Here is a 23,112-nt window from a genome sequence, read left to right on the forward strand (position 1 = left end):
GCATTCGGGGCGACCCGAACGTGCCGGCTGCGCTCGCCTCAGGTGAGGTGGGCGAGGCGGCGAAAGGGCGAGAGGCGGCCGAGCAGGCTAATGCGGCGGCCCTCATGACGGGCACGGCCACGGTTGGCCCGCCACATCCGGAAGGTCGCGCGGCGCTCAGTCAGGACACCGGCGATGTCGCAGGCATTTGCGATACGATCGATCGGCCCCGTCGCGAACCGCAGGAGGGCGCGGCCAAATCCGGTCACGAGAGCTGTGGCGTCATCGACGAAGGTGGAAGCGATATCAACAGCGAGGGTTTGCATTTTGCAGGTCTCCGGGTTAACTTGAACATTGTTCAAATGAGTATCCTGAAAATGAACAATGTTCAAGATGAATCGTTGCGAGATCGAAAAAAGTCTCGCCGGCGGCAGCAGATCGTGGAGATCGCACGCGGCATTATTGCAGCTAAGGGATTGAAATCGTTGAAAGTCCGGGACGTCGCGGACGCCGCCAGCTGCTCGGTTGGCACCGTCTATAACGAGTTCGGCGACTTCGACGGGGTGATCCTGACCGTGAATCGGGAGACCGTTAAGGCGCTGACGTTGCGGTTGGGCCAGGTTCCGGCCGAGGATCCCGTTCGCCAGCTCTACGGGCTGGCCGCGACCTACCTCGAATTCTTCGCGACGAACGCCAATCTGCTGCGCTCGCTGTTCGAGCATCGGATGGAGGACGACCGCCCTTACCCCGATGACATCCTTCAGATGGTGATGGACGCCTTCGCGCTGATGCATGCGCCCCTGGTGCGGCTGCTTCCGAATGCAGACGACGTGCAGATCGCGCTGCTGTCACGCACCCTGTTTTCCGCCGTGCACGGGATCATCTCGCTCGGCCTCGAAGAGCGTATGGTGGCCGTACCGCCGCAAATGCTGCGCCAGCAGGTCGAACAATTTCTGGATGCGCATCTCGCGGGGCTCGGGATTCTGCCCATACGATAAAGTGCTGAGCGCTGCTATGCGCTGGCGGACTTGCGTTGCCGAGAGGTGACGACGATGACGTCCGTCGTCCCGTTGTCGACCTGAACACGGTTGCGTCCGTTCTCCTTGGCGCGATAGCAGGCGGCATCCGCGCGCCGCATCGCGTCCTCGAGCGTGGTGTTGCCGTCGCTGATGCAGGTAACGCCGATGCTGGCCGTCACTGCAAAGCAATGATCGTCCCAGGCGAAGACGGATAGCTCGAGCGCCCGGCGCAGCCGTTCGGCGATATCGACGGCGTCGTACGGCGTGCATTGCGGAAGGATTAGGCCGAATTCGTCACCGCCGAGCCGGGCCACCAGGTCATGCGGCCGCCGCTCCTGCTGCAGGAGGCGCGAAATCTGGCGGAGCAGGCGGTCGCCGGCGAGGTGACCGCAGCTGTCGTTGACGTCCTTGAACTGATCGAGATCGAGCAGGATCAGGCCCAGCGAACTCGCCGCGGTGCCGTCCAACTCGCTTTGCAGGCGGGCCTCGAACGCGCGGCGGTTGGACAAGCCGGTCAGCCAGTCGTGCGACGCCTGCCAGGCCAGGCGCTCCTTCTCGGCATGCAAGGCATCCTCGAACGCCTGTCGTTGCAGCACCAATCGCCGCGTGTGCCAGATCAGGAGCAGGATCAGCGTCATGGCTGTGACGATATTGACGGCAGTCAGCGTCATCTTGATAGCGCGCGAGCCTTCGCCGAGAACGGTGGAGAACCGCTTGGCGTGCACCGTGAACTGGGTGTTGAGCTCCGACAGCCGCGACGACAATAATTGCAGGCGCTTGCTGTCCTGGACGGGCCCGTTCTTCAGCTCTGACCGGATGACCTCGCCGAAAACGCTGAGCTCCAGCAGCATGGGGTCTGTGGCAGCCCACTCGCGGATCGCTTCCTTGAGAAAGCTGACCTGTTTGAAGTAGCGAAACAGCCAGATCAGTCCCGGCACGTCATCGGGATGGTTGCCACCTTGCAGGAAGCCGATGCGGGCGGCCTCGACGTCGACCAGATCGCGCTCGAGCGCCCAGCGCGCGAACTCGTCGCCGATGGGAACGGCCAGCGAGGTCTGATATTGCGCAAACTGGCTGGCGTCGCCCGAATGCAGATAGAGATTGAGGAAATAGACGGCGTTCTTCTGCGAGCGGGACCATAGCGCTTCGCCCGCGACATAGGCGCGAACCGAGGACATCACCTCCAGGCTGAATCCGGCGATCGCCGCCTGCAGCAGGACGACCGTGACGAATGGCGAGACGAGCTTGATCACGTGAAGGAAGTTGCGTCCCTTCGTTGATGGCGCTGTTCTGCGAAACACGTTGCGTTCCCCAAGTCGCTCAACGACCCCAGCGGAGCGATCCGCTCATAACGCGGATTACGCGCCAAAGGTGCTTAACTCGACTTGAAAATGCCAGGAGACTGCGTCGCAGGGTGAAGGCGTTGTGAAGCGGATGCTGGCAGATCGTTGCAAATGCCGCCGAACCGGAACTGACGCGGCATCGGCGAGCCGATGTCGCGCATTTGCCCCAAGTGGTTTACCTGATGGAGAGAGAATGCTCTGGCGCTAGACCAGCACCGGTTTCCGCACGCGGCCGGCGTCCCCGAAGACGCGCAAATAGCGCTCGATCTCCGAAGGCAGGCCGGTCGCCTTCTCGGGATTGTCGGAGAGCTTGACGGCCGGATGTCCGTCGACCGACGACACCTTGCAGACCAGCGAGATTGGATCGAGGTTGAACGAGCCGTCCGGCGTGCAGCCGACGAAATCATTGGTGAGATTGGTGCCCCAGCCGAAGGAGAGCCGCACCCGGCCGGTGAAGTGGTGGTAGGTCTCCTCGATCGAGCCCACGTCCATCGCGTCGGAGAACACCAGCAGCTTGTCCCTGGGATTGCGGCCCTTCTGCTCCCACCATTTGATGATCTCCTCACCGGCCTTGATCGGCGGCGCGCTGTCGGGACGGAAGCCGGTCCAGTCGGCGACCCATTCCGGCGCATCGCGCAGGAAAGCCTTGGTGCCGAAAGCGTCGGGCAGCGCGATCAGGAGGTTGCCGCCATAGGTCTGGCGCCACTGGTCGAGGATGCGATAGGGCGCCCAGCGCAACTCCTCGTCGTCCTTGGCGAGCGCCGCGGCGACCATCGGCAGCTCATGGGCGTTGGTGCCGATGGCTTCGAGATCATTGTCCATCGCGAGCAGCACGTTGGAAGTGCCGATGAAGGACGGGCCCAGGCCTTCCTTCACGGCCTCCACGCACCAGCGCTGCCAGAGGAAGCCATGGCGGCGACGGGTGCCGAAATCGGAGAGCCGCAAGCCATCCAGCTTGCGCAGGCGTTCCACCTTGGTCCACAGCTTGGCCTTGGCCCGGGCATAGAGCACGTCGAGCTCGAAGCGGCCGCGGCCCTTCATCGCTGCCCGCGAGCGCAATTCGTTGAGGATGGCGAGCGCAGGAATCTCCCACATCGTGGTATGGCTCCACGGCCCGTGGAAGTGCAGCTCGTACTGGCCTTCGACCTTGCGCAGCTCGTATTCGGGCAGCCGGAATTCGGCGAGCCAGCGGATGAAGTCCGCCGAGAACATGTGTGTCTTGCCGTAGAAAGTATTACCGGCAAGCCAGATCAGCTCTTTTTTGGTGAAGCGGATGGTGCGGGCGTGGTCGAGCTGGGCGCGCAGTTCGCCCTCGTCGATGATTTCGGCGAGCCGGACATGGCGCGATCGGTTGATGACCGAGAATGTCACCTGCTGATTCGGGTAGGATTCCCGAATCATTTGCAACATCAATAGCTTGTAGAAATCGGTATCAAGCAGGCTGCGGATGATGGGATCCAGCCGCCAGCTGTGATTGTAGGTCCGGCTCGCAATGTCGGTCACTGTCATGGGTGGAATTCTAGCGTGGCTCCCCGTGCGCAACCAGTGGATTTGGCGAAGGGCAGGCCATCGCCGAGCATCCGGCTGCGCGAAGGCGGCCCGAAATCGCTCCGAGAGCCCGTTCGCGAACCGGTCTGCGGACGGTCCGGGTGGCTTACATGGCGTCGAACGCTCCCGTGAGCGTGACGCGGGGGCCGTGCGTGTAGCGGTCGGGCGTCAGACCGGAGTTGGAGGAGCCTGCCTGGTTGAACACATTGATGAACGCATCGAGCCGATAGCCTGCGCCGAGTTTCAGGTTCTGCGTCATCCAATAGGAGACGCCAACCTGAATGTCGGCGCTGAGCACCCCGGCAAACAACCGATCGTTGCTCGTCGAGAGCGTATTCGCGACTGGAAAGAGGGGAGAAAGGACCGACGGCGTTACCGAGAACAGGGTCGACGAACTGGTCGCCGACTGCTGCCGGCCGAGTAGCAGGGCGGCGTCGCCGGCATAATCGAACGACCATTTGCCGCCAAATGGGACCGAGCCCTCGACACCGATGAGTGGTCCCGCGCCGAGGAAGTTCGCGCGCGTATCGCGCAACGTCGAGAGCGTTGTGGAAAAGCTGGTGATCGCCGGAAAGCCAGGCAACACAGCACCAGTGCTGGTCGCGGCCTGGACGTCCGAGCTTGAGCTCCGGGTGACGAATTCGGCAACGCGAAGGCCGCCCTTCAGCTGAAGCGTGCTCGGTCCGCTGCCGGCGATGTCGCGTCCCACCGCGAGATCGGCGAGCCAGCGGGTTTCCTTGTAAGTATTGGCGAAGATTTCCGTGCCTGTCTGGCTCGCAGCGCCAACGACGATTGTTTGCGTCAGTGAGTCCAGGCCGGTGCTCTTGCCTCCCTCGCCGTAGCGGAACTGGCCGCTGATGTGCCAGGGAGATCCGGCGAAGCGATAATCGAAGCCAGTAGCCGTTTCCCATCCGACCTTTGGCGTCAGGTCGAACTGTCCGGTGAGACCGTAAGTGTCTGATATCGGATCCCCGCCGCTGAAGATGGCGCCGCCTTCGATCCAGGCCCTGAACTGTCCCGGACCGGCAAGCAGTTGTGCCTTGACCGGTAGGTCTGCGGCATACGCCTGCAACGGATTTCTGGCCTGTTGCGAAACAGCAGTGACCGCCCGGAATGCGGAATTGTCCTGGTGTGATCGGGCCCCGGTCCTGGCAGGTTCGCTCGTTGCGCGTTCGCCTTGCGATTTCAGCCGCGTATTTTCTTCGCGCAACTGCTGGTTCGCGCGCAACGCGGCATTTTCCTTGCGGATTGCGGCGTTCTGCCTTTCCAGCACCTCGAGGCGCGCATTGACGTCTTCGATTTCTCCGGCGGTGGCGCTGGTGACCGTCCATGCCGCGGTCGCGCCGAGCATGAGCGCCGCAAGATTCTTCTTCACTATATTCACCTCGTCGCACCAGTTGCGCGACCGTGGCGCGGAATCACACAACGTGCATCAACCGTTCGGTTGAACTCGACCGGCTACCGCATTCGAAGAGTCGTTTCCGGACTTGGGTGTGGCTTATGCGCCGCAGCCCGCGTGTTCAGGGGTGCGAGGCCGTCGCCGCCACGGTCTCGAGCTGGCTTTTGATCCAGCGATGCGCCGGGTCCTTCTGATAGCGCTGGTGCCAGACCATGAACATCGGCAGCTCGGCCAGGGTTCGCGTGCGCGAGGCCAGCGGAATCCGCACCTGCGCGAAGCCGCGCATCACGCCGGGCGCCAGCAGGCTCGGCATGCTCGCCAGCATCTGCGAGCCACGCAGGAAGGACGGCACGCCGGAGAAGCTCGGCACGGAGATCGCGATGTCGCGGTGGAAGCCGTTGGCTGCAAGCCGGCGATCGAAGTCGAGCCGCTCATTGTCCGTGTAGACCACCGTGATGTGACGAGCTGAGAGATAGGCGTCGCGCGTAGCCGGCGCGGCACGCGCTTTGGGGTCATAGTAACAAACGTAATGGTCTTGCAGCAGGCGCTTCTGCACGATGTCCACGCCGGATGGCGGCAGCGGCGTGATCAGCAGATCGCAGCGGTTTTCGCGCAGCATCGCCGGCGAGGGCGACTGCGAGGGGATCACGCGCAGGTTCAAGCTCGTCACCTGCGCGGCGACATGATCGAAGAACCGCGGCAGCAGCAGGTCGCGCTGGAAGTCGTTCGCGGCGATTGTCAGCGAAAGCTGCGCGCTCGCCGGCTCGAACGTGACGCCGCCGGCAAAGCTCCGCATCTCGTCGATCAGCGCTCGCGCCTTTGCCGCGAGCGCCTGGGCGTGCGCCGTGGCCACAATGCCGCGGCCAGATTTGGCAAACAGCGGATCGCCGACGATCCGCCGCAGCTTGTTGAGGGCGTGGCTGACCGCGGATTGCGTCAGGCCGAGCCGCGTTGCGGCCGCCGTCACCGAACCTTCCTCCAGCACCGCCAGGAACAGCTCCAGCGCGTGGCCATCAAGCGCCAAATGATCGATTTTGTTCATGGAATTCATTATAATCAATCTATTTATCTTGAGAATAGCCGGCGCCATCATCTCCCGATAAGTCGTGCGCCCCAACGGGAGCGCCACAGGGAGAGACAACGCCGATGCATGCCCAGGCGCCAGCCTCGCGGGATCCCCGCCTCAACCACCCCGAGCCGTTCACGCCGCCGCTCGGTGACGGCGGCTTCTTCCAGCGCGACCGTTCCATGCATCCGCCCGCGCACGCGCCGGGCTACAAATCATCGGTGCTACGTTCGCCGCGCCAGGCGCTGCTGTCGCTTGAGAACTCGGACTCGGAGATTACGGGGCCGGTGTTCGGTCACAACGACCTCGGCGCGCTCGACAATGATTTGATCCGCAACTACGCCAAGGACGGTGATCCCGTCGGCGAGCGCATCATCGTCCACGGCCGCGTGCTGGACGAGACCGGCCGCGGCGTGCCGAATACGCTGGTCGAGTTCTGGCAGGCCAATGCCGGCGGCCGCTACCGGCACAAGAAGGACACCTATCTGGCGCCGATCGATCCGAATTTCGGCGGTTGCGGTCGCGCGCTGACCGACGACACCGGCTACTATTACTTCCGCACCGTGAAGCCGGGACCCTATCCCTGGCGCAACTACGTCAACAGCTGGCGTCCCGCTCACATCCACTTTTCGGTGTTCGGCTCGGGCTTTGCACAGCGTCTGATCACCCAGATGTACTTTGAGGGCGATCCCCTGATCCCGGCCTGCCCGATCCTGACGACGATCCCGGACAAGGATGCGCTGGAGCGTCTCGTCGCGCCGCTCGACCTCAACGCATCGGCTCCGTTCGACTCGCTCGCTTACCGCTTCGACATCGTCTTGCGCGGCCAGCGCTCCACCTACTTTGAAAATCGCACCGCAGGGAACTAGGTCCATGCCGCAGCCGCTCAACTACCTCAAGGAAACCGCCTCGCAGACGGCCGGGCCCTACGTGCATATCGGGTTGATCCCGGCCATGGCCGGCTTCGACATTTTCGAGAAGGATTTCTCCAACGTGCTGGTGACGCCGAACACGCAAGGCGAACGCATCACGCTGGAGGGCAAGGTGATCGACGGCAGCGGCACGCCGCTGCGCGACGTGCTGCTGGAGATCTGGCAGGCCAACGCGGCCGGCCGCTACAACCATTCGGCCGATCGGTCGACCGGCGCGCTTGACGAGGAATTTCGTGGCTGGGGCCGCGCGGGCTCTGACTTCGAGAGTGGTCTCGTCACCTTCGAGACCATCAAGCCGGGCGCGATCATCGACAAGACGGACCGCAAAGGCGCTCCGCACATCAATGTCTGGATCGTCGCGCGCGGTATCAACATCGGTCTGAACACGCGCCTCTATTTCTCGGACGAAGAGGCCGCCAACGCCGCCGACCCCGTGCTCAACCTGATCGAGCAGCCGGTCCGGCGCTCGACTCTGATCGCAAAGCGCAGCGAACGCGCCGGCAAGATCGTGTACTCCTTCACGATCAATTTGCAGGGGCCGGAAGAGACGGTGTTCTTCGACGTGTGATCGTCTCAGGTCTCCTCGCCGTGGAGCTGCGCGCGAAAGGCGCGCGGTGGCACGCCCGTGGCGGCGGCATAGACCCGGCTGAAATAGGCGGGGTCCTCAAAGCCCAGCGCATAGGCGATCGTTGAGACCGGCAAGTTGGTGTAGACGAGGTTGCGCCGCGCTTCGCGGATCAGCCGGTTGAGGATCAGGTGCGAGGCGGTGTCGCCGGTTGCTGACCGCGTCACCCGGTTGAGATGGGTCGGCGTGATCGACAGCGCGCCCGCATAGTCCGCAACGCTCCAGCGTTCCAGATGATGCTGTTCCAGCAGCGCCTCGAAGCGGCGGAATAGTCCGCTTTCAGCCGTGCCGTTGCCACCGCTCTCGCCGGTGAGCGCGCGGGCCACCAGCCCGATCATGGCCGCCGACAGTGCGCGCAGCACATGCGCCCGGCCGAAATCGCGCGCGGCGTGTTCGGCAAAGATCTGCTTCATGGTGGTCCGGATCTGCGGCGTGCCACGTATCACGGCCGAGCGCGACAAGGCGCCGCGCAGTCCTTCGGAGGCGAGCAGCGCTTCGTCCAATATTTCCGCGGCGATGGTCAGCACCCAGCCCTGGGTGTCAGGCACGAACCGGAAGCCATGGACGTGGCCGACAGGCACGTTGACGATCTGCATCGGCTTCAGCTGCACCACGCGCCCGTCGAGCGTGGCTTCGCCGCCGCCGCGGTCGATCAGCAGCACCTGGTGCAGCCGGGCATGGCGGTGCACGGCCAGCGTCCAATCGTGCAGCACCGAGCGCGACGCTATCGTCTCGCAATGCACGACATCGGGCAGATCGCCGGACTCGCCGAACAAATTGTAGACCCGGATCGCCGGGGCGGGGAGTGCGCTTCTCATGTTCGAATAGTACAAGACAAAGACGAAAGCCTCCATCGGTCAGCGGCGCTGAATCTGCAAGAAGGTGCAGAGGAGGACGCAATATGAAAGTTCAGGTCTGTATCATCGGCGGCGGGCCGTCCGGGCTGCTGTTGTCCCAGCTCCTGCATCTCAAGGGCATCGACACGGTCGTGCTGGAAAAATCCAGCCGCGACCACGTGCTTGCCCGGATCCGTGCCGGCGTGCTCGAGCACGGCTTCGCCAGGCTGATGCGCGAGGCTCAGTGCGGCGAGCGGATGGACCGCGAGGGCGAGATCCACAAGGGATTCGAGATCGCCCATGACGGGGTGCTCTCTCAGATTGACCTCCATAAGCACTCCGGCGGCAATTCGGTGCTGGTCTACGGCCAGACCGAGCTGACGCGCGACCTCTATGAGGCGCGCGACCGCCTCGGCGGCAACGTCGTGCACAACGCCGAGGACGTGACGCCGCATGAGCTGACCTCGGACCGGCCTTACGTGACCTATCGTTCGAACAGCGAGACCGTCCGAGTTGATTGCGACTATATCGTCGGCGCCGACGGCTTTCACGGCGTCAGCCGCAAGTCGATCCCGAAGGACGTGCTGCGGGAATACGAGAAGATCTATCCGTTCGGCTGGCTGGGCGTGCTGTCGCGCACGAAACCGGTGTCGCCGGAGCTGATTTATGTGAAGCACGAGCGCGGCTTTGCGCTGTGTTCCCTGCGGTCGCAAGTGCTGAGCCGCTACTACGTCCAGGTGCCGCTCACCGACAAGGTGGAGGACTGGAGCGACGATGCGTTCTGGGCCGAGCTGAAGCGTCGTTTGCCGGACGAGGTCGGCGGCCGCCTGATCACGGGACCGTCCATCGAGAAGAGCATCGCGCCCTTGCGCAGCTTCGTCGCCGAGCCGATGAGCTATGGCCACCTGTTTCTCGCCGGCGATGCCGCCCACATCGTGCCGCCGACCGGCGCGCGCGGGCTGAACAGCGCCGCCTCCGACATCTATTATCTCTACCACGCCATGCTCGCGCACTATCAGAACGACGATGATTCCGGGCTCCAGGGCTACTCCGCCAAGGCGCTGGCGCGGATCTGGAAGGCGCAACGCTTCTCGTGGTGGATGACGATGCTGCTGCATCGCTTCCCCGACCGGCTCGAATACGAGGACCGGCTCCAGCAGACTGAACTGGAATACCTCCTTTCGTCCGAAACGGCCCAGCGCCTGCTCGCGGAGAATTATGTGGGGTTGCCGTTTTAGCGTGGAGTGGACCCGAAAAGCGGTGCGACGCCGCGCTACTTTCGTTCTAGGATGTTCACCGGCGTCCAGTCCGACCCTGGTGGATTTGTAGCGAGCGCAGTTGCGCGCTTGCCAAAAAGCGCTGACGCCGGATCCATTTCCGCCATTCGCCCGAACGCACCAGCCGCTTTCGCAAACTCCCGCGCCCGCCAGCAGGCGAGCCCCTCCGCGTAAGCCGCGGCGAGTTTTTTCTGCCCGGCGCTCTCCGCGCCTCTGTCCGCGAGCGGCTCGAATACCCTGATCGCCTCGCCGCGCCCCAGCACCCGGATCGCATCGAGTTCCCGCCAGGCGAAGCCGTCGCCGGTCTGCGCCATCGTCGATTCCGAGGCCATGATTGCGGTGCCGTAGTATTTGTTGGCGCCTTCGAGCCGCGAAGCGACGTTCACGGTGTCGCTCATCACGGTGTAATTGAAGCGGCGGCGGGAGCCGATATTGCCGACCACGGCCTCGCCGCTGTTGAGGCCGATGCGGTGCGACAGGCCGCGGCCGGCGAAAGCGGCGCTGCCGGCGTTGAGCTCTGCCAGCTTTGCGTGACATTTCAGTGCGGCATGGACCGCGTGGCGCGCATGCGCGGGATCGTCGGCGGGCGCACCGAACATGGCGACGATGGAATCGCCGATATATTTGTCGACATAGCCGCCATGGCTTTCGATGATGTCGGTCATGGCCGACAGATATTCGTTCATCAGCGTCACCAGCTCGCCCGGCGTCATCGTCTCGGCGATGGAGGAGAAGCCGCTCAGGTCGGAGAAGAACATGGTGATGTTGCGCATTTCGCCGCCGAGCGCCGGCATCTTGCCGGAGGCAACCATGGTGTCGATCACTTCGGGGGCGAGATAGAACGCAAAGCTCTTGCGCAGGAAACGCTCGTCACGATCGGCCAGCACGAAACGGTAGCCGATCATCATCGCGAGCGCGGCAAGGCTTGCGAGTGCCGGCTCCGTCAGCGGCAGCGCCAAGGCATAGACGAATGAACTGACGGCCACGGCGGCGTATACCGCGGTGAGGCCGAGCCATGCGATCAGTGCGCCACCCGGTGCAAGCACGCAGGCCGCGCAGGCCACGATCGCTGCGAACACGACGGTGAGAATGCTCCGCAGCGGAAAGCCGAGCTCGGTCACCGCATCGCGTTCGATCAGATTTCGCACCGCGTTGGCGTGCACGAAGACACCGGCGATGTCGCTGCGGGCCTTTTGTACGGTGCTTGCCGGAGCGGGCTGGGCGCATCGTTGCCCCGGCGTTCCGTCATATCCGCCGGACAGTCGCATCGAGGTGAGCTTGCGATCATCGAAATTCAGGGCGGTGCCGAGCAGCACGACTTTGCCGCCGAAGGCGCGGCGGAAGAAATCGCGGTCGCCTTTTTCGACGCAGGCTCGCAGATCGGCGAAGGAGAAAGTCGGAATGTCGCGGCCCAGTCCTCGAAAATTGAGCGCCAGTGTATTCGGTACCGCGCTCGGAATTGCATAACCGGACAATTCGGTCGTTCCGGACGGTGCAATCTCGGGCTTTACTACGAGCGCGCGCGCGGCGAGCTCGACCGCCATCGCGGGGACCGGCTTGCCGTCGATCGAGAAGCTCAGCGGCATCCGCCGGATCACGTCGTCGGTGTCGGTATGGACGTTGAGGGCGCGGATATTGTTTCTCACCGCCAGTTGCTGCGCGCGGTCGGGCCTTTCCTGACGGTCGTTGCTCAGGATTTCACCGAGCACCAGCTTGCCGTTGTCGGAAAGCTTCCGCAGGGCGATGAGATAGTCCCGATCGAAGCCTCTCATGCGGCTGCCCAGCGAGGCGTCGCCGAAGGGAATCTCCGACTGCTCGATCGAGCTCGGGAAGATGACATCGAAGCCGATGACCTTGGCGCCGCCGTCGTCGATGCTGCCGAGAACCCGGCCGATCTCGCGCGTCCAGGTCTGCGTTGGCGATCCCTTGAACGGCGGAGTGTCGTAGGTCTCGCCGTCGATGGCCACGACGACGACCGGTGATGTGGCGGGATCGCGGGGGTCGCCGACGAGCTTGCCGCGCAGTGCCGTGAGGATGTCGAGCGACAGGCCCTGCAGCGTCTGGAACGGCGGAGACGTCACGATGGCGCCTGCAAGAAGCGCAATCAGGATCGCTGCAACGATGTCCCGTCTGCCGATCCGCCGCATCGCCCCGTCGCTAGCTGCCTATTCGAGCCGCAGCAGGCGCCCGACGATCGGCGTCGGCGACGACGTGGCGCTGGGATCGACCTGGAAGGCGTAACGCTTGGCGCCGAGGATGGCGAGATAGCTGCCGCCCGGCGTCAGCGACTTCCCGGCCTTCGCGAAGTCATAGAACTTGCCTCCGACCATCGTCTCGCTCTTGAGGGGAACGCTGATGGTCGGCTCCTTGCCATCGGTGCGTTCGATCACCAGGGTGCTGCCGCTCTTGGCCTGCACCAACGGCGCGATGCCGTAGAGCGTCGGCAGCTTGGCCGGAGCGCTGCCCTTGGCGTCCGACCGCATGGTGCGGAAGGTCGTCGCGGCACTCTGGTTCGCCTCCCGCTCCGACAGTTTTGCCGCGTTGGTATCGCAGGGCACCTTTTCCCGCTTGACCTCGCCGAGTTGCACGGTGCTCTGCTCGGTGCCGACCATGACGACGCCTTCGCTGATGGTCTCGCGCTGGCACGATTTGAGATAGCTGAGCGTAATGGTTGCCTTGGGGCCCAGCTTGATGATCTTGCCCGGCGCCACATAATCCATGAACGCGACGCCGTCGATCTTGCCTTGCACGTCCTCGACGATGGCGGCCGGCGTCTCCGCCAAAGCGGGGGCAGCAAGACAGCACGCGCCGACAACAGCGCCGATCAGGCTTTTCATGGGAAATCTCATCCAGTTCGACCGATATTTGCCCGGTCCCCGTCCAGGGCCGATGCTTAGCAGCGAAACGCCCAGGCAAGTGTGACCGGAATCACTCTCAGATATTGGTGCACTCTATCAGGAAGAGGTTCAAACCGGCGACCGGAGAAAACAGTGCGCCGGCAAGCTGTTGGCCGGATGGATAATTTCATTCGGCTGGGACGGCCTCGACCGGGTGGCCCTCCGCTGCACTCTCTATACCTGTAATGGGCGCGAGCGTGGCCTCGGTCATCTGATACGGCGTCGCCTGCTGACCGGCGGCGATCTCGACCACTTCCTCCCAGCGCGACAGGAAGGCTAGCTGTCACGAAGGCTGAGTTGATAGCGGTTGTATGCAAGCTGCCAAACGAGGTCGGCACGCCGATCGTTTTTAGCGCGGTATGCAACGAGGTCCAGCTTTCTTGCCCGCTGCGCGGAGGAGCCTGCGCTGCCCACGTCGCTGCGCGTCGGTAGCAATTTGACTGGCTCGCTTTCCAGGGTGTTAACCGTGGCGGAATGCTCTCCGCGCGGATCATTGTCGCGCCCTAGTATTGGTTGCAAATGCGTCCTGAGTTTTACCGCGGATATTTTCATGATGAGAGACGGCAAATATGCGGCCTGGTTCAGGACCCCGCGCGGTCAGGGCACGGGCGTCGTGCATCTGGCGGAGGGACGAATCTCCGGCAGCGATAGCTTCTTCACGTATGGCGGCTCTTACCGAATCGACGAGCAGCGCTTCACGGCGGTTCTGACCACGCGGCGACATGCCGAGGGTCCGCCGACCGTGTTCGGGCTCGACGAGGTCGAGGTCAAGCTCTCGGGCGTGTGCAGCGGCGCGATGGCGACCTGTTCCGGTACGGCCGAGCAGGCCCCCGATGTGACCTTCGAGGCGACGCTGATCTACAGCCAGGACGAGGTGCCGGCCGCTGACGCCAGAGGTGCGGTCGTGAAGCTCAATGCCGACAAGCTGCCCAAGGGGCTCGACGGCCGTTCGCGATCGCGCCATCCGTTTGCGCCGGGATCGCTTGGCTCAGAACGGAATAGACCATAAGGCCAGATCGACGTCGACGATGTTGTCAGGCCTGCTTAAGCGGATGAGCCCTCTGGTGCCAGGCCCAGGCGGTGCGGATCACGGTCGGTAGATCCGAATGTCGCGGCACGAAATTCAGCACTTTTCGCGCTGCGGAGGGATCGGCAACCAGATAGGTGGGATCGCCGGAGCGGCGCGGTTTGACGGTGTGGGGCACCTCGCGCCCGGTCTCCTGCCTGATGGCAGTCAGGATTTCCCGCACCGAGAAGCCGGAGCCGGTGCCCAGATTGAAGCTGCCGCCGGCATGCCCTTGTTCCAGCAGTTTCAGCGCCGCGACATGCGCCGCGGCGAGGTCGGTGACATGGATGTAGTCGCGGATCGCGGTGCCGTCGGGCGTGTCGTAGTCCTCACCGAACACGGCAAAATCCACATGGCCCTGTAACGCCATCATGGCGCGCGGAATGAGATGGGTTTCGTTGTCACGCAATTCGCCAATGCCGCCGGCAGGATCGGCGCCGCTGGCGTTGAAATAGCGCAGGCAGAACGCGCCGAAGCCGTAAGCCGACCGGTAATCGGCCAGCATGCGCTCGATCATCCACTTCGATGCGCCATAGGGGTTGATCGGCGCGCAGGGGAAGTCTTCCGGCAGTTCCTTGGAATCGGCATTGCCGTAGACGGCGCCGGTCGAGGAGAAGACGATACGATGGCAACCCGCATTGCGCATCGCCTGCAAGAGCGACAGCGTGCCCTGCACATTGTTGATGTAGTACTTTTGCGGGTCGGTCATGGACTCGCCGACGAGGCTCGCCGCCGCGAAATGCATGACCGCCGTGATGTTGTGCTCAGCGAAGGCGCGCGCCAGCGTGGCGCCGTCGAGCAGATCGCCTGTTACCAGCGGGCCGGCGACGAAGCCGCGATGACCTGTCGACAGATTGTCATAAACGACGGGCTGATAGCCGGCCGCGGTCAATGCGCGGCAGGCATGCGAGCCGATATAGCCCGCGCCTCCCGTAACGAGGACAGTCGGTCGGTCGTTCATGTGTGCTTACCTCAGAGCGAAATCAACGATTATCCAGGCAACCGCCGCCAGCAACAAATCGGCACACAGCACGAGCACCGCAAGCGTCAGCCATGCGGGACGTTTGCCGAAGGCGGGGACATGCCGCGTGGCGTCACGAGACAGGACATCACTCGAGGAGAGGGCTTCCGAAGTGATCTGTCCCAATGTGATTGCCTCAGTTCAACAGTTGATCGATCGGTTGAGCATAGATCGATCTTCGCTGTATGCAACCCACCGGGGCTCGGCACGATAGTCCTTCTTCGTTTAGCTCGCATTGACCCTATCGCTGCGAAATGGTCGGCGCGCGCGCGGCGGCAACCGAAGCTTTAAGCACGAAAAATAAGCTGAGGCCGAGTAAAGGAGTGACTGAAACATGGCACAGATCTGGATGACTTATGACGAACTGGCCGGGCTGAGTGGCTGCACGCCTGCCGAGGCCAGAATGCGGGCCATCCATTTGTCACTTGACCGTCGCAAAAGCCGCGATGGCGCAACCCGCGTCAAGCTCGATCTTGCGCTGACGGCTAAATTTTTCGCATCTGTCCGGGACGCCGATTTTGATCTGGACGGCGCCATCGAGGCGCTCCAGGCCACCCATCGGCAGATGGCAGAACTCCTGACGCCGAACCAGTTCCTGGGCCAGCGCCGCTCGGCCTAGCTCCCGCACGCGATCGATCAGGCTCCGGGTATAAGGAGCCGAGATTCTCGCGATAGTTGTTCCGAATCAGGCATAAATCTCTATCCGGAATTTCCATTGCGGGCCGGGGTTTAACCGCAGCGGGCCGCAGAGCCTGCAGGAGGATGCCATGAGGAACGACAGCGATCGAGGCTACGCGACACTGTTGGGAGCGGCGATGCTGGGTGGGCTGATCATCATGACAGCCGCAACGGCAAACGCAGAGCTGGTGAAGTTGCAGGCCGATCTCAAAGGCAGCAATGAAGTGCCTCCGAACAACTCGCCTGGAACAGGCAAGGCCGAGGCGACCTATGATATCGAGGCGAAGACCCTCACCTATACGGTCAGCTTTGCCGGCTTGACCGGGCCGGCGATGGGGGCACATTTCCATGGCCCCGTGGAGCCCGGCAAGAACGCCGGCATCGTGCTGCCGTTCAAGACGGTCCAAAGCCCGATTCAGGGGAGTGCGACGCTCACTGAAGCTCAGGCTGCGGATCTGCTGGCCGGGAAGTGGTACGCCAACATTCATACGGCCGCGAACCCGGGCGGTGAACTACGCGGACAGATGACGAAATAGCGACGGCGACTTTCCCGATGCGGACGTGCAGGCCATGCATCTGCTCAGGAGGGCGGTCTCGGTAAGAAGGCCAGGATTGTTTGAGCGAGGAGGACCCCGACGGTCCCGCCTGCCGCTTTTTGCAGCACGTCTAGGAAACCCGGATCACGATCGGGCGTCATTGCTTGCAGGACTTCGAGCCCCATTGCGACCGCCACGACAAGCGAGCATGCGAGGGTGAGCCGACCGGGCAACAGGAAGGACAAGAGAAATCCCAGCAGCCCGTAGGCGCTGAAGCGCTCGATCACGACGACCCAATAAGCCTCGTGATGACCGATAAGCACGGGTCTTCCCGCCAGTCTCGCAAGCGTGGCATAGACGATGAGCGCGAAGCAGATTCCTGCGGCTGCGATAAGGTGGTTTCGGCGCATTGGACGACCATAGCCGGACCGGAGCCAGGCCGCGTTGAAAGCTGAGAGTATCGTTAAGGCTGATTGAGCAGGGCCCGGTGCGGAGCGTTTTGCCGTCTCGGGTTAAGGCTCGATCCAGTCAGGCCACCAACACCGCGTCGGTCGGCAATTTAGCGTTCTGCGCCAAGCAGCGTGTCTCGACCAGCTCGCTGAATCGCGGGAAGGGCAGTGGGGCGGAGACCAGATAGCCCTGCCCCTCCTCCACGCCGGATGAAATAAGCGCCCGGACCTGCTCTTCCGTCTCGATGCCTTCCGCAACCACCGTCATTTGGAGGTCCTTCGCAAGTGCGACCAGCATCTCCACGATCGTGGCAGTCGATGCGTCCACGGTGATCGTGTCGACGAAAAATTTGTCGATCTTGATTGTATTGGCGCCCAGGCCCTTGAGCCGAGATAGCCCACTATGACCGACGCCGACATCATCGATGGCGACGCGAAACCCGTAGTCCCTGAGTTCGCTGACCACGGCTGCGGCGCGTGCGAGATCGTCGAGCTCGTCGCGCTCGGTCACCTCGATGACAATCTGGCGCGCGGAGACTTGTGCCGCCATGACTGTGCGGCGGAGCGTTTCAATGAAGCCCGCGCTCAAGAGATGCTTTGGCACGACGTTGAGGGAGAGCTTAAAATCCTTGTTCACTTTCAACAGCGGCTGCAGATCCGACAGCGCTGATCGCAGGATCTGCCAGGTCATGACCTGGATGCGGCCGCTGGATTCCGCGAGCGGGATGAAGTTCATCGGAGGCACGACCGATCCGTCTTTGAGGAGCCACCGAGCCAACACCTCGCAGCCCTTGATCCGACCAGTCTTGAGCTCGAAGATGGGCTGGTAGTACGGCTTGAATTCGTTCGCGGCCAGCCCGCGATCGAGATCTGCGACGGGCCCTTCCATGCGGCGGCTCCGCGCCAAAAGCCCGCCGAAAAGCGCGCCGATTGCAATCGCTACGGCCAGCGTCGGCCAGTAAGCCTCGCTGTTCCACGTCGAGAGGATGCCGCGTTCGAGGCGGATGGTCGCATGGAGGGGGAATCGAGCGGAATTCTTGTCGAGATCGATCGGGGCCTGCAAGGCTTTGTCGGGATCGAGCAGGAATTCCCCAAGTTTCTCGCCGTTGCTCAAGGCGAGGATCACTTCACTGTGGGCGCGCAACTCGGCGGGCATGATGTCGAACAGGCTGGCGTTGACGCCAAGAATGGCGACCAGTGCGGCATTGCCATTGATGTCTTTGAGCACGCCCAGAGCATCTCCGCCGAATTGCTCAACACGGAAGAGCGAAAGGCTCTTGTCGCGCGAGGGAAGCATATCGCGGCGGTCGATCCATCCCTTGTCGAATTCCAGCGTTTCGGAATAGGCGGAACAGATCACCGAGCCATCAGGGTTGACGAGGCGCACGTCCTTGATTGCGGAACGTTGGTAGACGTGGAGCCGGATCGCCTGCAGCGTCGCGGGCCCGCAATCAGCAAGGTCGCGCCGCGCAAGTTCGCCCAAGCTCGCGCCGGCAAAGTCGACCGCAAATTCGGCGCGACGCAGAACAACCTCGGTCAATTCGTCGAGCTGATGGGCCTGCTGGTACCGAATGAACGAAGTCGCCGCAAAGTGGCCGGCCACGCCGAACGCGGCCGTGCTCGCGAGCACGAGCGCCGCAAATGCGAAAGTCGGTCGCTGCAATCTCATTCGGCCCGGCGGAACAGAGGGAAGCGTCGGCCGATCCTAGTTGAGAGGGGCTAAGATAGGGTTTAATGGCCGGACGAGGCATGTGGAACCGGCCTTTCGGGGGCGGGCGAGAGACCCGTCTGCCCCCGCACCGGGGAGCCTATCGAAAAATGCCTCTTAACCTTCCGCTCCCAAGTTCTGGCGGCCCATTCGATGGCGGAGGGAAGCGGGTGCGGGATTGTAGGACGCGATGGAAGCCTGCCGGGTGCTGCCACCATGCTGTGGCCGGGCGGCTCGCAAGCGCAAGACCACGAAGGCGATATTGATAGCCAACCAGACCAGGATGACGGAAATGGCAAGATGTGCCACGGCCAGACCTCGCGATGAAGTTGAGGTGAACGCGGGCGCGCTGGTTTGGTTCCCTGGCGAGAAAGGGTGAGGACGTTTTATTTGACGCGGTTGGATTCGAGCCTTCCGCCTGCGACCCGATCGAGCGCCCGCGGTCGTCCCATGGCGTCGTTGGCGGAACAGTACCGCACGCTCCCTAGGCCTTTTTGCTCGCCTTCGTTTTCAATGCAAGACCAAGGCGCAAGGCCATGCGCTTGATTGCATCGGGCGAGCGTCCGAGCTGTTTCGCCGCCTCCTCCAATGTAGCCGAAGATTTGGCCAACTCCATCAGCCGGCGGTCTTCCTTGAACGACCAGGGCTTGCGCGCCATAACCGAAATCATCCTCTCGTCGCGACAAGGACAAAGCCGCCAAGCGGACCCATGTCGCTCGACGGCTTTGCTTGGGTGGGGCCGAGCTTGGGGAGCCCGGTGAGACGATGGATAAGCGATCGGTGAGACTTCGCAACAATCAACGCGGATTAAGCTAACCGCTCAACCTTACCGCGCGTAATCCGGACTTCGTGGCTCCGTATTACCACGGAGGCGTCAATGCTGATCAGCAGCCGTTGCCGCGCTTTGAATGGGTGGAAGCCGAAATTGTCGGCGCCGGTTCTGAAGGTTGCATGGACTGCGTGAACCCGGATTAACATCCGGCCGGATCTAACTTCAATCAGTGAGACGTTTTGTCATTTCCAGCCTCCCAGCTATCGGGCAACGACCAAACTTCAATCAGTTCTTGCACAAACTTCATCATCGCCTGACAAAACTTTCAGCGGTGCCGATCTTGATGTCGTCACAACGACAAGATGAAATGCAATGGGAGGAACGCGCTGCAAAAACGGGACGTTCAAATGTTGGCAATTGTGGTCTTGGGGTCGATCTTCGCCGGCGGTTTTGCTTGCGGCTATGGCGCGAGGGCGTGGCGCTCGCGCAAGCGATCGGCAAGATATCGTCTCTACGCGCCCTATACTCCCGCGGCAACAGGGGCGGGACGAAGTCGGTCGCAGTCGTGATGGTGGCATTTCGCGCCTGGCCTATTTGCCGAGCGATCTCTGTGGAATGATCGAAATAACCATGTGCGGTTAGGTTAACTTGTCGCAGCTCTTGAGAGCCTAGCCAATGCCACCTAGAACATATCGATTGACGGCGAAAGTTTAGCCGCCCCGATTTTTCCGGGGCCCGCGTTAGGGTAGGCGTAAATGACGTATCTGATTGTATTGCTGGGCGCGATAATTTGCATCGTTGTTTTGATGGTTTTCGTTCGCGCCTATGATCGACACCTGAAAGATCTTCCAGGTCCTTGGATCATGGACGAGGCTCATTCGAATGACTGAAAGGTATAACGCGCCCCGCAGGTATTTCGTTGATGCGCAAGGGAAGCGGGTGTTGATAGGGCTGTCCCTTCCGGAAACGGCGGAGTTCGAAGCGCTGGACATGACATCGGGAGAGACGGTTCAAATCGGCCTGGGCGATGGAGCCGCCGCGGTGGACGAAGCTCGATGGCTTGAGCTCTATTCCAAACACGAAGGAGCCTGGCGGGCCTGGATCGCACAAAGCCAGGCGGCGCAGCCACAAGATTCAGGCTTTGTTAACTACGTCTGACCGATGTTAGCGGTCCAAATCTCGAACGTGGGATGGCCCAAATGTTTCAGCTGTTCCTGAGAGCGCGCGCACACAATTTTCTCAGCTCCCGCCGTGAGGACAAGGGCTTCAAGGCCCGTACCATCGAGCGCGATGCGGAGACGGACCGCGTTCGAATCGATGCCGTCATGGTCGCGATCGATACGGCATTGCGCGATGCGGAGAGGGAGCAGGTCGGCCTCGGACGACGTGTTGATGACGCACTTGCGCGTGCATCCGTCACCTTCGGCAACGGCACCGATGAATATCTCGAACGGGAGCCGATCGACAGCCATCATCAAGATCTCTTTGCGGCCGACATCTCCAACGGCCAGCGGCGGCTCAAGGAATTGGCAAGCACCATCGCTCACTTGAGATTTATCAGGACCGCGATGCTCACGCGCTTTCCGAACCTGAAGCCGCCGCAGCTCAATAGCTAGGATCGCGGGTTTGGCTCGGCAGCCTGCCGTCTGGTAAAACGCGGCAGGTTTGGACACGATGGATATCTCGGTCCGAGAAGCATACTATCTCGCAGAGCAGTTGCCACGGGACAATTCGGCGCCGCTTTGCCGTTTGGCCCTGCTGCCGGTTTTGATATGGTCCCGTCCAGCGTTCTCGGACGGATTGAAGGAGCGAGCCAGGTGATCTCCAGAAGTTTGCAAACGTCGCTGGGATTGGCATTTGTTTTGGCTATTGGCGCACCAGTAACGGCTTCGGCCGTCACGGTAGAAGTAGCGCGTGCATGCGACGCAGCTTTGGCCAAGGCCTATCCCCCAAAGCAAGTCGGCAATCCCGCTGCCGGCAGCGCGGGGACAGTCAAGGAGCGGCGCGATTATTTGAGCAAGTGCGTCGCGAACAACGGCAAGGTCGATGATGCGCCGGCGGACGTGCCGAAGGACAACAAAGCCAAAAAATAACCGTAGACGCGAAGAAGATTCGTCCAATCCCGTCGCGCTTTAACGTCGTGGCGGGCAGGGTGAGTAGAATGCGCCGTTCGTTGCATTGATGCGTTCGACGCATTGGTTGGGATCAGTCGGCGTCCCAGCCACGGTGAAGTCATAGCCCATACCTTTGACGACCACGACGTAGCGACCCGGCGAAAGGGTAAAGCCGTCCTGCTCCGGCTGCAGCGATAGCATTCTCGGCTGATCCTCGACCGGACCTACTTTGTAAGGGAAGGACATGCTGCGGATGACCCAGGTGTCGCCGGCGGTGACCATGGCTGCTTTCCCGGTTGCATCGACGCCCATCGCTCGGGAGACTTTTGCAACCACCCGAACCTCGGTCCCGGTTGCATCGACACCACCGTCGGGCCTGAACACAATGAAGCTGACATCTCCGCTTGTAAGGGTCGTCGCGCTGGGCGTGGTGATTGCCGCTGAGATCGCGACACGACGGTCCGGAATCTTCCCGGGGACCGGCTTGAGCTCCTGGAGCTGGCCCTCGCTCAGGGCGTAGACGCCAAACGCTGTCGGCAACGGCATCGAGGGTTGCGCAGCCGGCGTCGGCTCCTTCGGTTGATCCGGTGTGCGTTCGACGCTCTCACCGCTCGATGGAGTCACAGCCACGGTGAGTTGAGGCTCGGGGCTTGTCGAGCTGCGCTTGGAGAGCGTCGCGGACTGCCACAATGCGAGGGATTGTGTTCTCAACCGCGGCCAATAAGTAACCGCGGCGCTGGCGCCGGCAATGATGACCAGGATGGCGGCTAATCGGATGAGGGAGTTGAGGATGCCGCTTCGCTGAGACCGGTCGGGCGGTCTTGGCGGTGCGACAGAACCGCGTCCTGTTTCCGCATGCGTCGGGACGGGCGGCGAAGGCGGAACGGGTGCCAGATGCGGAGCGGGCTGGGGAGCCGAGGGATCGAGTGGCGACTGATGCGAAGCGACGTCTAGCTCCGACGCCGGCGCTGCGGACAGCGCGTCGCGCTCGCTGCGTTCAAATGAAAGCTCAACGTCCCGGATGGCGCGCTCGAGCACTTGCTGGAGCTCGCGGGACTCCCGTGCGTCGCCATGGGTGAATTGTTCCAGAAGCTTGATGCGAGCCAGCTCGTAGACGATTTCGCGGATCTGCCGCGGGTCGCCGGAAATATCGCGAATCCGCCCGGACAGGAGGCGCACAAACCCGGCCTTGATCGCGTGCGTCTTTGGAGCGCCGGCGGCGGTGTCGCTGGGGTCGGTCATCAAGGCCGATCAAGTAACCCGGAACAGGCTGTTTCGCTAGGTTTTTCCGCGTCAAAATCCTATCTCTGCGAAAGCCGCTCTGACGCCAGCCTTGCAAGAGCCCTCGTCGAACAGCTTCGGGGGCTTGCTTTTGGGCGGAAAGCTGTGACAGTCCGACGAGCTCCTCTTTCCGGTATTTTGATCATGCGCGACGGTTTCATAGCACTCACGTTTGTGGCTCTTCTGGTGCAACCTTCTTTTGCACAAGGGACCAAGGACAAGGCCAATTTGACGAGCACCAGCATCGTGACGACCCCTACGAAGAAAACCCAAACGGCCCAGAGCGCCTCGCGACCCACAGCCACCCGGATCCTGGCGCCGGGCAAGCTGCCGAGCGGGATGGCGGCTCAGGGGGTCTGGAGAGACGGCAAGTTGATCGCCGTGCCTCGGCAATGACGACCCAAGCAACCGTGAAGGAACGGTGATCGCCTCCCGATGTTCTCGCTTGGGAGACCTTTTCATGAAACGACTAGTCCTGACCGCGTTTACGCTTCTTATGACGGCAAGCACGTGGGCCCCTAGCGCTCGGGCCCAGGGTGTCAATGATCCATCGACCCCCAATCGAA

Annotated in this window: 24 protein-coding genes; 11 read left to right on the forward strand and 13 right to left on the reverse strand. The window is 62.4% G+C overall.

What is annotated here, in order from left to right:
* Positions 1–38 precede the first annotated feature (38 nt).
* Complete coding sequence (locus IVA75_RS40340) at positions 39–305, reverse strand: hypothetical protein (protein ID WP_027567861.1); 267 nt, start codon at positions 303–305, stop codon at positions 39–41.
* A 51-nt stretch (positions 306–356) separates the two neighbouring features.
* Here IVA75_RS40340 and IVA75_RS08800 point away from each other — a divergent pair, with 51 nt between their 5' ends.
* Complete coding sequence (locus IVA75_RS08800; RefSeq protein WP_247282729.1) at positions 357–977, forward strand: TetR/AcrR family transcriptional regulator; 621 nt, start codon at positions 357–359, stop codon at positions 975–977.
* A gap of 14 nt (positions 978–991) precedes the next feature.
* Here IVA75_RS08800 and IVA75_RS08805 read toward each other — a convergent pair whose 3' ends face one another.
* The 4 genes from IVA75_RS08805 to IVA75_RS08820 all read right to left on the reverse strand — a co-directional run bounded on the left by IVA75_RS08805 (position 992) and on the right by IVA75_RS08820 (position 6,339).
* Positions 992–2,299: a GGDEF domain-containing protein gene (locus IVA75_RS08805; protein WP_247282646.1), complete on the reverse strand. Its 1,308-nt coding sequence runs from the start codon at positions 2,297–2,299 to the stop codon at positions 992–994.
* Between the two features lie 246 nt (positions 2,300–2,545).
* Entirely contained in the window at positions 2,546–3,850 is a 1,305-nt protein-coding gene (pncB, locus tag IVA75_RS08810) for a nicotinate phosphoribosyltransferase (RefSeq protein ID WP_247282647.1), read from the reverse strand.
* Positions 3,851–3,995: 145 nt separating this feature from the next.
* Positions 3,996–5,240 carry an Lpg1974 family pore-forming outer membrane protein gene (locus IVA75_RS08815; RefSeq protein WP_247282648.1) on the reverse strand — a complete coding sequence of 415 codons (1,245 nt, stop codon included), beginning with the start codon at positions 5,238–5,240 and terminating at the stop codon, positions 3,996–3,998.
* A gap of 169 nt (positions 5,241–5,409) precedes the next feature.
* Entirely contained in the window at positions 5,410–6,339 is a 930-nt protein-coding gene (locus IVA75_RS08820; RefSeq protein WP_247282649.1) for a LysR family transcriptional regulator, read from the reverse strand.
* A gap of 95 nt (positions 6,340–6,434) precedes the next feature.
* On the opposite strand from IVA75_RS08820, the gene pcaH reads away from it, so the two are divergent.
* Complete coding sequence (gene pcaH, locus IVA75_RS08825; protein ID WP_247282650.1) at positions 6,435–7,223, forward strand: protocatechuate 3,4-dioxygenase subunit beta; 789 nt, start codon at positions 6,435–6,437, stop codon at positions 7,221–7,223.
* A gap of 4 nt (positions 7,224–7,227) precedes the next feature.
* Positions 7,228–7,854, forward strand: coding sequence for a protocatechuate 3,4-dioxygenase subunit alpha (gene pcaG / locus IVA75_RS08830; RefSeq protein WP_247282651.1), 627 nt, complete (start codon positions 7,228–7,230; stop codon positions 7,852–7,854).
* Between the two features lie 5 nt (positions 7,855–7,859).
* Here pcaG and IVA75_RS08835 read toward each other — a convergent pair whose 3' ends face one another.
* Complete coding sequence (locus IVA75_RS08835; RefSeq protein ID WP_247282652.1) at positions 7,860–8,765, reverse strand: helix-turn-helix domain-containing protein; 906 nt, start codon at positions 8,763–8,765, stop codon at positions 7,860–7,862.
* 47 nt (positions 8,766–8,812) lie between these two features.
* On the opposite strand from IVA75_RS08835, the gene pobA reads away from it, so the two are divergent.
* A complete protein-coding gene (pobA, locus tag IVA75_RS08840; RefSeq protein WP_247282653.1) occupies positions 8,813–9,985 on the forward strand; it encodes a 4-hydroxybenzoate 3-monooxygenase in 1,173 nt (390 codons plus the stop codon).
* Between the two features lie 35 nt (positions 9,986–10,020).
* Here the strand turns inward: pobA and IVA75_RS08845 are convergent, their stop codons facing one another.
* A complete protein-coding gene (locus IVA75_RS08845; RefSeq protein WP_247282654.1) occupies positions 10,021–12,171 on the reverse strand; it encodes an adenylate/guanylate cyclase domain-containing protein in 2,151 nt (716 codons plus the stop codon).
* Positions 12,172–12,189: 18 nt separating this feature from the next.
* A complete protein-coding gene (locus IVA75_RS08850; RefSeq protein WP_247282655.1) occupies positions 12,190–12,861 on the reverse strand; it encodes a hypothetical protein in 672 nt (223 codons plus the stop codon).
* Between the two features lie 610 nt (positions 12,862–13,471).
* Here IVA75_RS08850 and IVA75_RS08855 point away from each other — a divergent pair.
* Positions 13,472–13,930, forward strand: a complete 459-nt coding sequence (locus tag IVA75_RS08855; RefSeq protein WP_247282656.1) for a hypothetical protein — start codon at positions 13,472–13,474, stop codon at positions 13,928–13,930.
* Between the two features lie 25 nt (positions 13,931–13,955).
* Here IVA75_RS08855 and galE read toward each other — a convergent pair whose 3' ends face one another.
* Positions 13,956–14,948 (reverse strand): UDP-glucose 4-epimerase GalE, encoded by a 993-nt coding sequence (galE, locus tag IVA75_RS08860; protein ID WP_247282657.1) that lies wholly within the window; start codon positions 14,946–14,948, stop codon positions 13,956–13,958.
* A gap of 394 nt (positions 14,949–15,342) precedes the next feature.
* Here galE and IVA75_RS08865 point away from each other — a divergent pair, with 394 nt between their 5' ends.
* Together IVA75_RS08865 and IVA75_RS08870 are read left to right on the forward strand one after the other, a co-directional pair.
* Entirely contained in the window at positions 15,343–15,627 is a 285-nt protein-coding gene (locus IVA75_RS08865) for a hypothetical protein (protein ID WP_247282658.1), read from the forward strand.
* A 148-nt stretch (positions 15,628–15,775) separates the two neighbouring features.
* Entirely contained in the window at positions 15,776–16,222 is a 447-nt protein-coding gene (locus tag IVA75_RS08870) for a CHRD domain-containing protein (RefSeq protein ID WP_247282659.1), read from the forward strand.
* Positions 16,223–16,266: 44 nt separating this feature from the next.
* Here the strand turns inward: IVA75_RS08870 and IVA75_RS08875 are convergent, their stop codons facing one another.
* The 3 genes from IVA75_RS08875 to IVA75_RS08885 form a co-directional block, all read right to left on the reverse strand.
* Entirely contained in the window at positions 16,267–16,632 is a 366-nt protein-coding gene (locus tag IVA75_RS08875; RefSeq protein ID WP_247357165.1) for a VanZ family protein, read from the reverse strand.
* Positions 16,633–16,750: 118 nt separating this feature from the next.
* Positions 16,751–18,301 carry an EAL domain-containing protein gene (locus tag IVA75_RS08880; RefSeq protein ID WP_247282661.1) on the reverse strand — a complete coding sequence of 517 codons (1,551 nt, stop codon included), beginning with the start codon at positions 18,299–18,301 and terminating at the stop codon, positions 16,751–16,753.
* Between the two features lie 562 nt (positions 18,302–18,863).
* On the reverse strand, positions 18,864–19,037 hold the full coding sequence (locus tag IVA75_RS08885; RefSeq protein WP_247282662.1) for a hypothetical protein: 174 nt from the start codon (positions 19,035–19,037) through the stop codon (positions 18,864–18,866).
* Between the two features lie 996 nt (positions 19,038–20,033).
* On the opposite strand from IVA75_RS08885, the gene IVA75_RS08890 reads away from it, so the two are divergent.
* From IVA75_RS08890 to IVA75_RS08900, 3 genes are all read left to right on the forward strand, one after another.
* Positions 20,034–20,309 carry a hypothetical protein gene (locus tag IVA75_RS08890; protein WP_247282663.1) on the forward strand — a complete coding sequence of 92 codons (276 nt, stop codon included), beginning with the start codon at positions 20,034–20,036 and terminating at the stop codon, positions 20,307–20,309.
* 41 nt (positions 20,310–20,350) lie between these two features.
* On the forward strand, positions 20,351–20,767 hold the full coding sequence (locus IVA75_RS08895) for a hypothetical protein (RefSeq protein WP_247282664.1): 417 nt from the start codon (positions 20,351–20,353) through the stop codon (positions 20,765–20,767).
* Positions 20,768–20,968: 201 nt separating this feature from the next.
* Positions 20,969–21,244 (forward strand): hypothetical protein, encoded by a 276-nt coding sequence (locus tag IVA75_RS08900; RefSeq protein WP_247282665.1) that lies wholly within the window; start codon positions 20,969–20,971, stop codon positions 21,242–21,244.
* A gap of 39 nt (positions 21,245–21,283) precedes the next feature.
* Here IVA75_RS08900 and IVA75_RS08905 read toward each other — a convergent pair whose 3' ends face one another.
* The gene (locus IVA75_RS08905; RefSeq protein WP_247358980.1) at positions 21,284–21,811 is read right to left on the reverse strand and encodes a hypothetical protein; all 528 of its coding nucleotides are present in this window, start codon (positions 21,809–21,811) and stop codon (positions 21,284–21,286) included.
* A 525-nt stretch (positions 21,812–22,336) separates the two neighbouring features.
* On the opposite strand from IVA75_RS08905, the gene IVA75_RS08910 reads away from it, so the two are divergent.
* The gene (locus tag IVA75_RS08910) at positions 22,337–22,942 is read left to right on the forward strand and encodes a hypothetical protein (RefSeq protein WP_247358983.1); all 606 of its coding nucleotides are present in this window, start codon (positions 22,337–22,339) and stop codon (positions 22,940–22,942) included.
* The last annotated feature ends 170 nt before the right edge of the window (positions 22,943–23,112 follow it).

It is taken from the genome of Bradyrhizobium sp. 134, from assembly GCF_023074155.1.
Taxonomy (GTDB): domain Bacteria; phylum Pseudomonadota; class Alphaproteobacteria; order Rhizobiales; family Xanthobacteraceae; genus Bradyrhizobium.

Bases quoted from the DNA above. Each gene is read 5' to 3' on its own strand.
- IVA75_RS40340 (WP_027567861.1), bottom strand. From the start codon at position 305: ATGCAAACCCTCGCTGTTGATATCGCTTCCACCTTCGTCGATGACGCC.
- IVA75_RS08835 (WP_247282652.1), bottom strand. From the start codon at position 8,765: ATGGAGGCTTTCGTCTTTGTCTTGTACTATTCGAACATGAGAAGCGCA.
- IVA75_RS08800 (WP_247282729.1), top strand. From the start codon at position 357: ATGAACAATGTTCAAGATGAATCGTTGCGAGATCGAAAAAAGTCTCGC.
- IVA75_RS08850 (WP_247282655.1), bottom strand. From the start codon at position 12,861: ATGAAAAGCCTGATCGGCGCTGTTGTCGGCGCGTGCTGTCTTGCTGCC.
- IVA75_RS08890 (WP_247282663.1), top strand. From the start codon at position 20,034: ATGACTGAAAGGTATAACGCGCCCCGCAGGTATTTCGTTGATGCGCAA.
- IVA75_RS08875 (WP_247357165.1), bottom strand. From the start codon at position 16,632: ATGCGCCGAAACCACCTTATCGCAGCCGCAGGAATCTGCTTCGCGCTC.
- IVA75_RS08895 (WP_247282664.1), top strand. From the start codon at position 20,351: ATGTTTCAGCTGTTCCTGAGAGCGCGCGCACACAATTTTCTCAGCTCC.
- pncB (WP_247282647.1), bottom strand. From the start codon at position 3,850: ATGACAGTGACCGACATTGCGAGCCGGACCTACAATCACAGCTGGCGG.
- pobA (WP_247282653.1), top strand. From the start codon at position 8,813: ATGAAAGTTCAGGTCTGTATCATCGGCGGCGGGCCGTCCGGGCTGCTG.
- IVA75_RS08885 (WP_247282662.1), bottom strand. From the start codon at position 19,037: ATGGCGCGCAAGCCCTGGTCGTTCAAGGAAGACCGCCGGCTGATGGAG.
- IVA75_RS08815 (WP_247282648.1), bottom strand. From the start codon at position 5,240: ATGCTCGGCGCGACCGCGGCATGGACGGTCACCAGCGCCACCGCCGGA.
- IVA75_RS08845 (WP_247282654.1), bottom strand. From the start codon at position 12,171: ATGCGGCGGATCGGCAGACGGGACATCGTTGCAGCGATCCTGATTGCG.
- IVA75_RS08910 (WP_247358983.1), top strand. From the start codon at position 22,337: ATGGGTGAATTGTTCCAGAAGCTTGATGCGAGCCAGCTCGTAGACGAT.
- IVA75_RS08865 (WP_247282658.1), top strand. From the start codon at position 15,343: ATGGCACAGATCTGGATGACTTATGACGAACTGGCCGGGCTGAGTGGC.
- IVA75_RS08870 (WP_247282659.1), top strand. From the start codon at position 15,776: ATGAGGAACGACAGCGATCGAGGCTACGCGACACTGTTGGGAGCGGCG.
- IVA75_RS08855 (WP_247282656.1), top strand. From the start codon at position 13,472: ATGATGAGAGACGGCAAATATGCGGCCTGGTTCAGGACCCCGCGCGGT.
- pcaG (WP_247282651.1), top strand. From the start codon at position 7,228: ATGCCGCAGCCGCTCAACTACCTCAAGGAAACCGCCTCGCAGACGGCC.
- galE (WP_247282657.1), bottom strand. From the start codon at position 14,948: ATGAACGACCGACCGACTGTCCTCGTTACGGGAGGCGCGGGCTATATC.
- IVA75_RS08905 (WP_247358980.1), bottom strand. From the start codon at position 21,811: ATGCCGTTGCCGACAGCGTTTGGCGTCTACGCCCTGAGCGAGGGCCAG.
- pcaH (WP_247282650.1), top strand. From the start codon at position 6,435: ATGCATGCCCAGGCGCCAGCCTCGCGGGATCCCCGCCTCAACCACCCC.
- IVA75_RS08820 (WP_247282649.1), bottom strand. From the start codon at position 6,339: ATGAATTCCATGAACAAAATCGATCATTTGGCGCTTGATGGCCACGCG.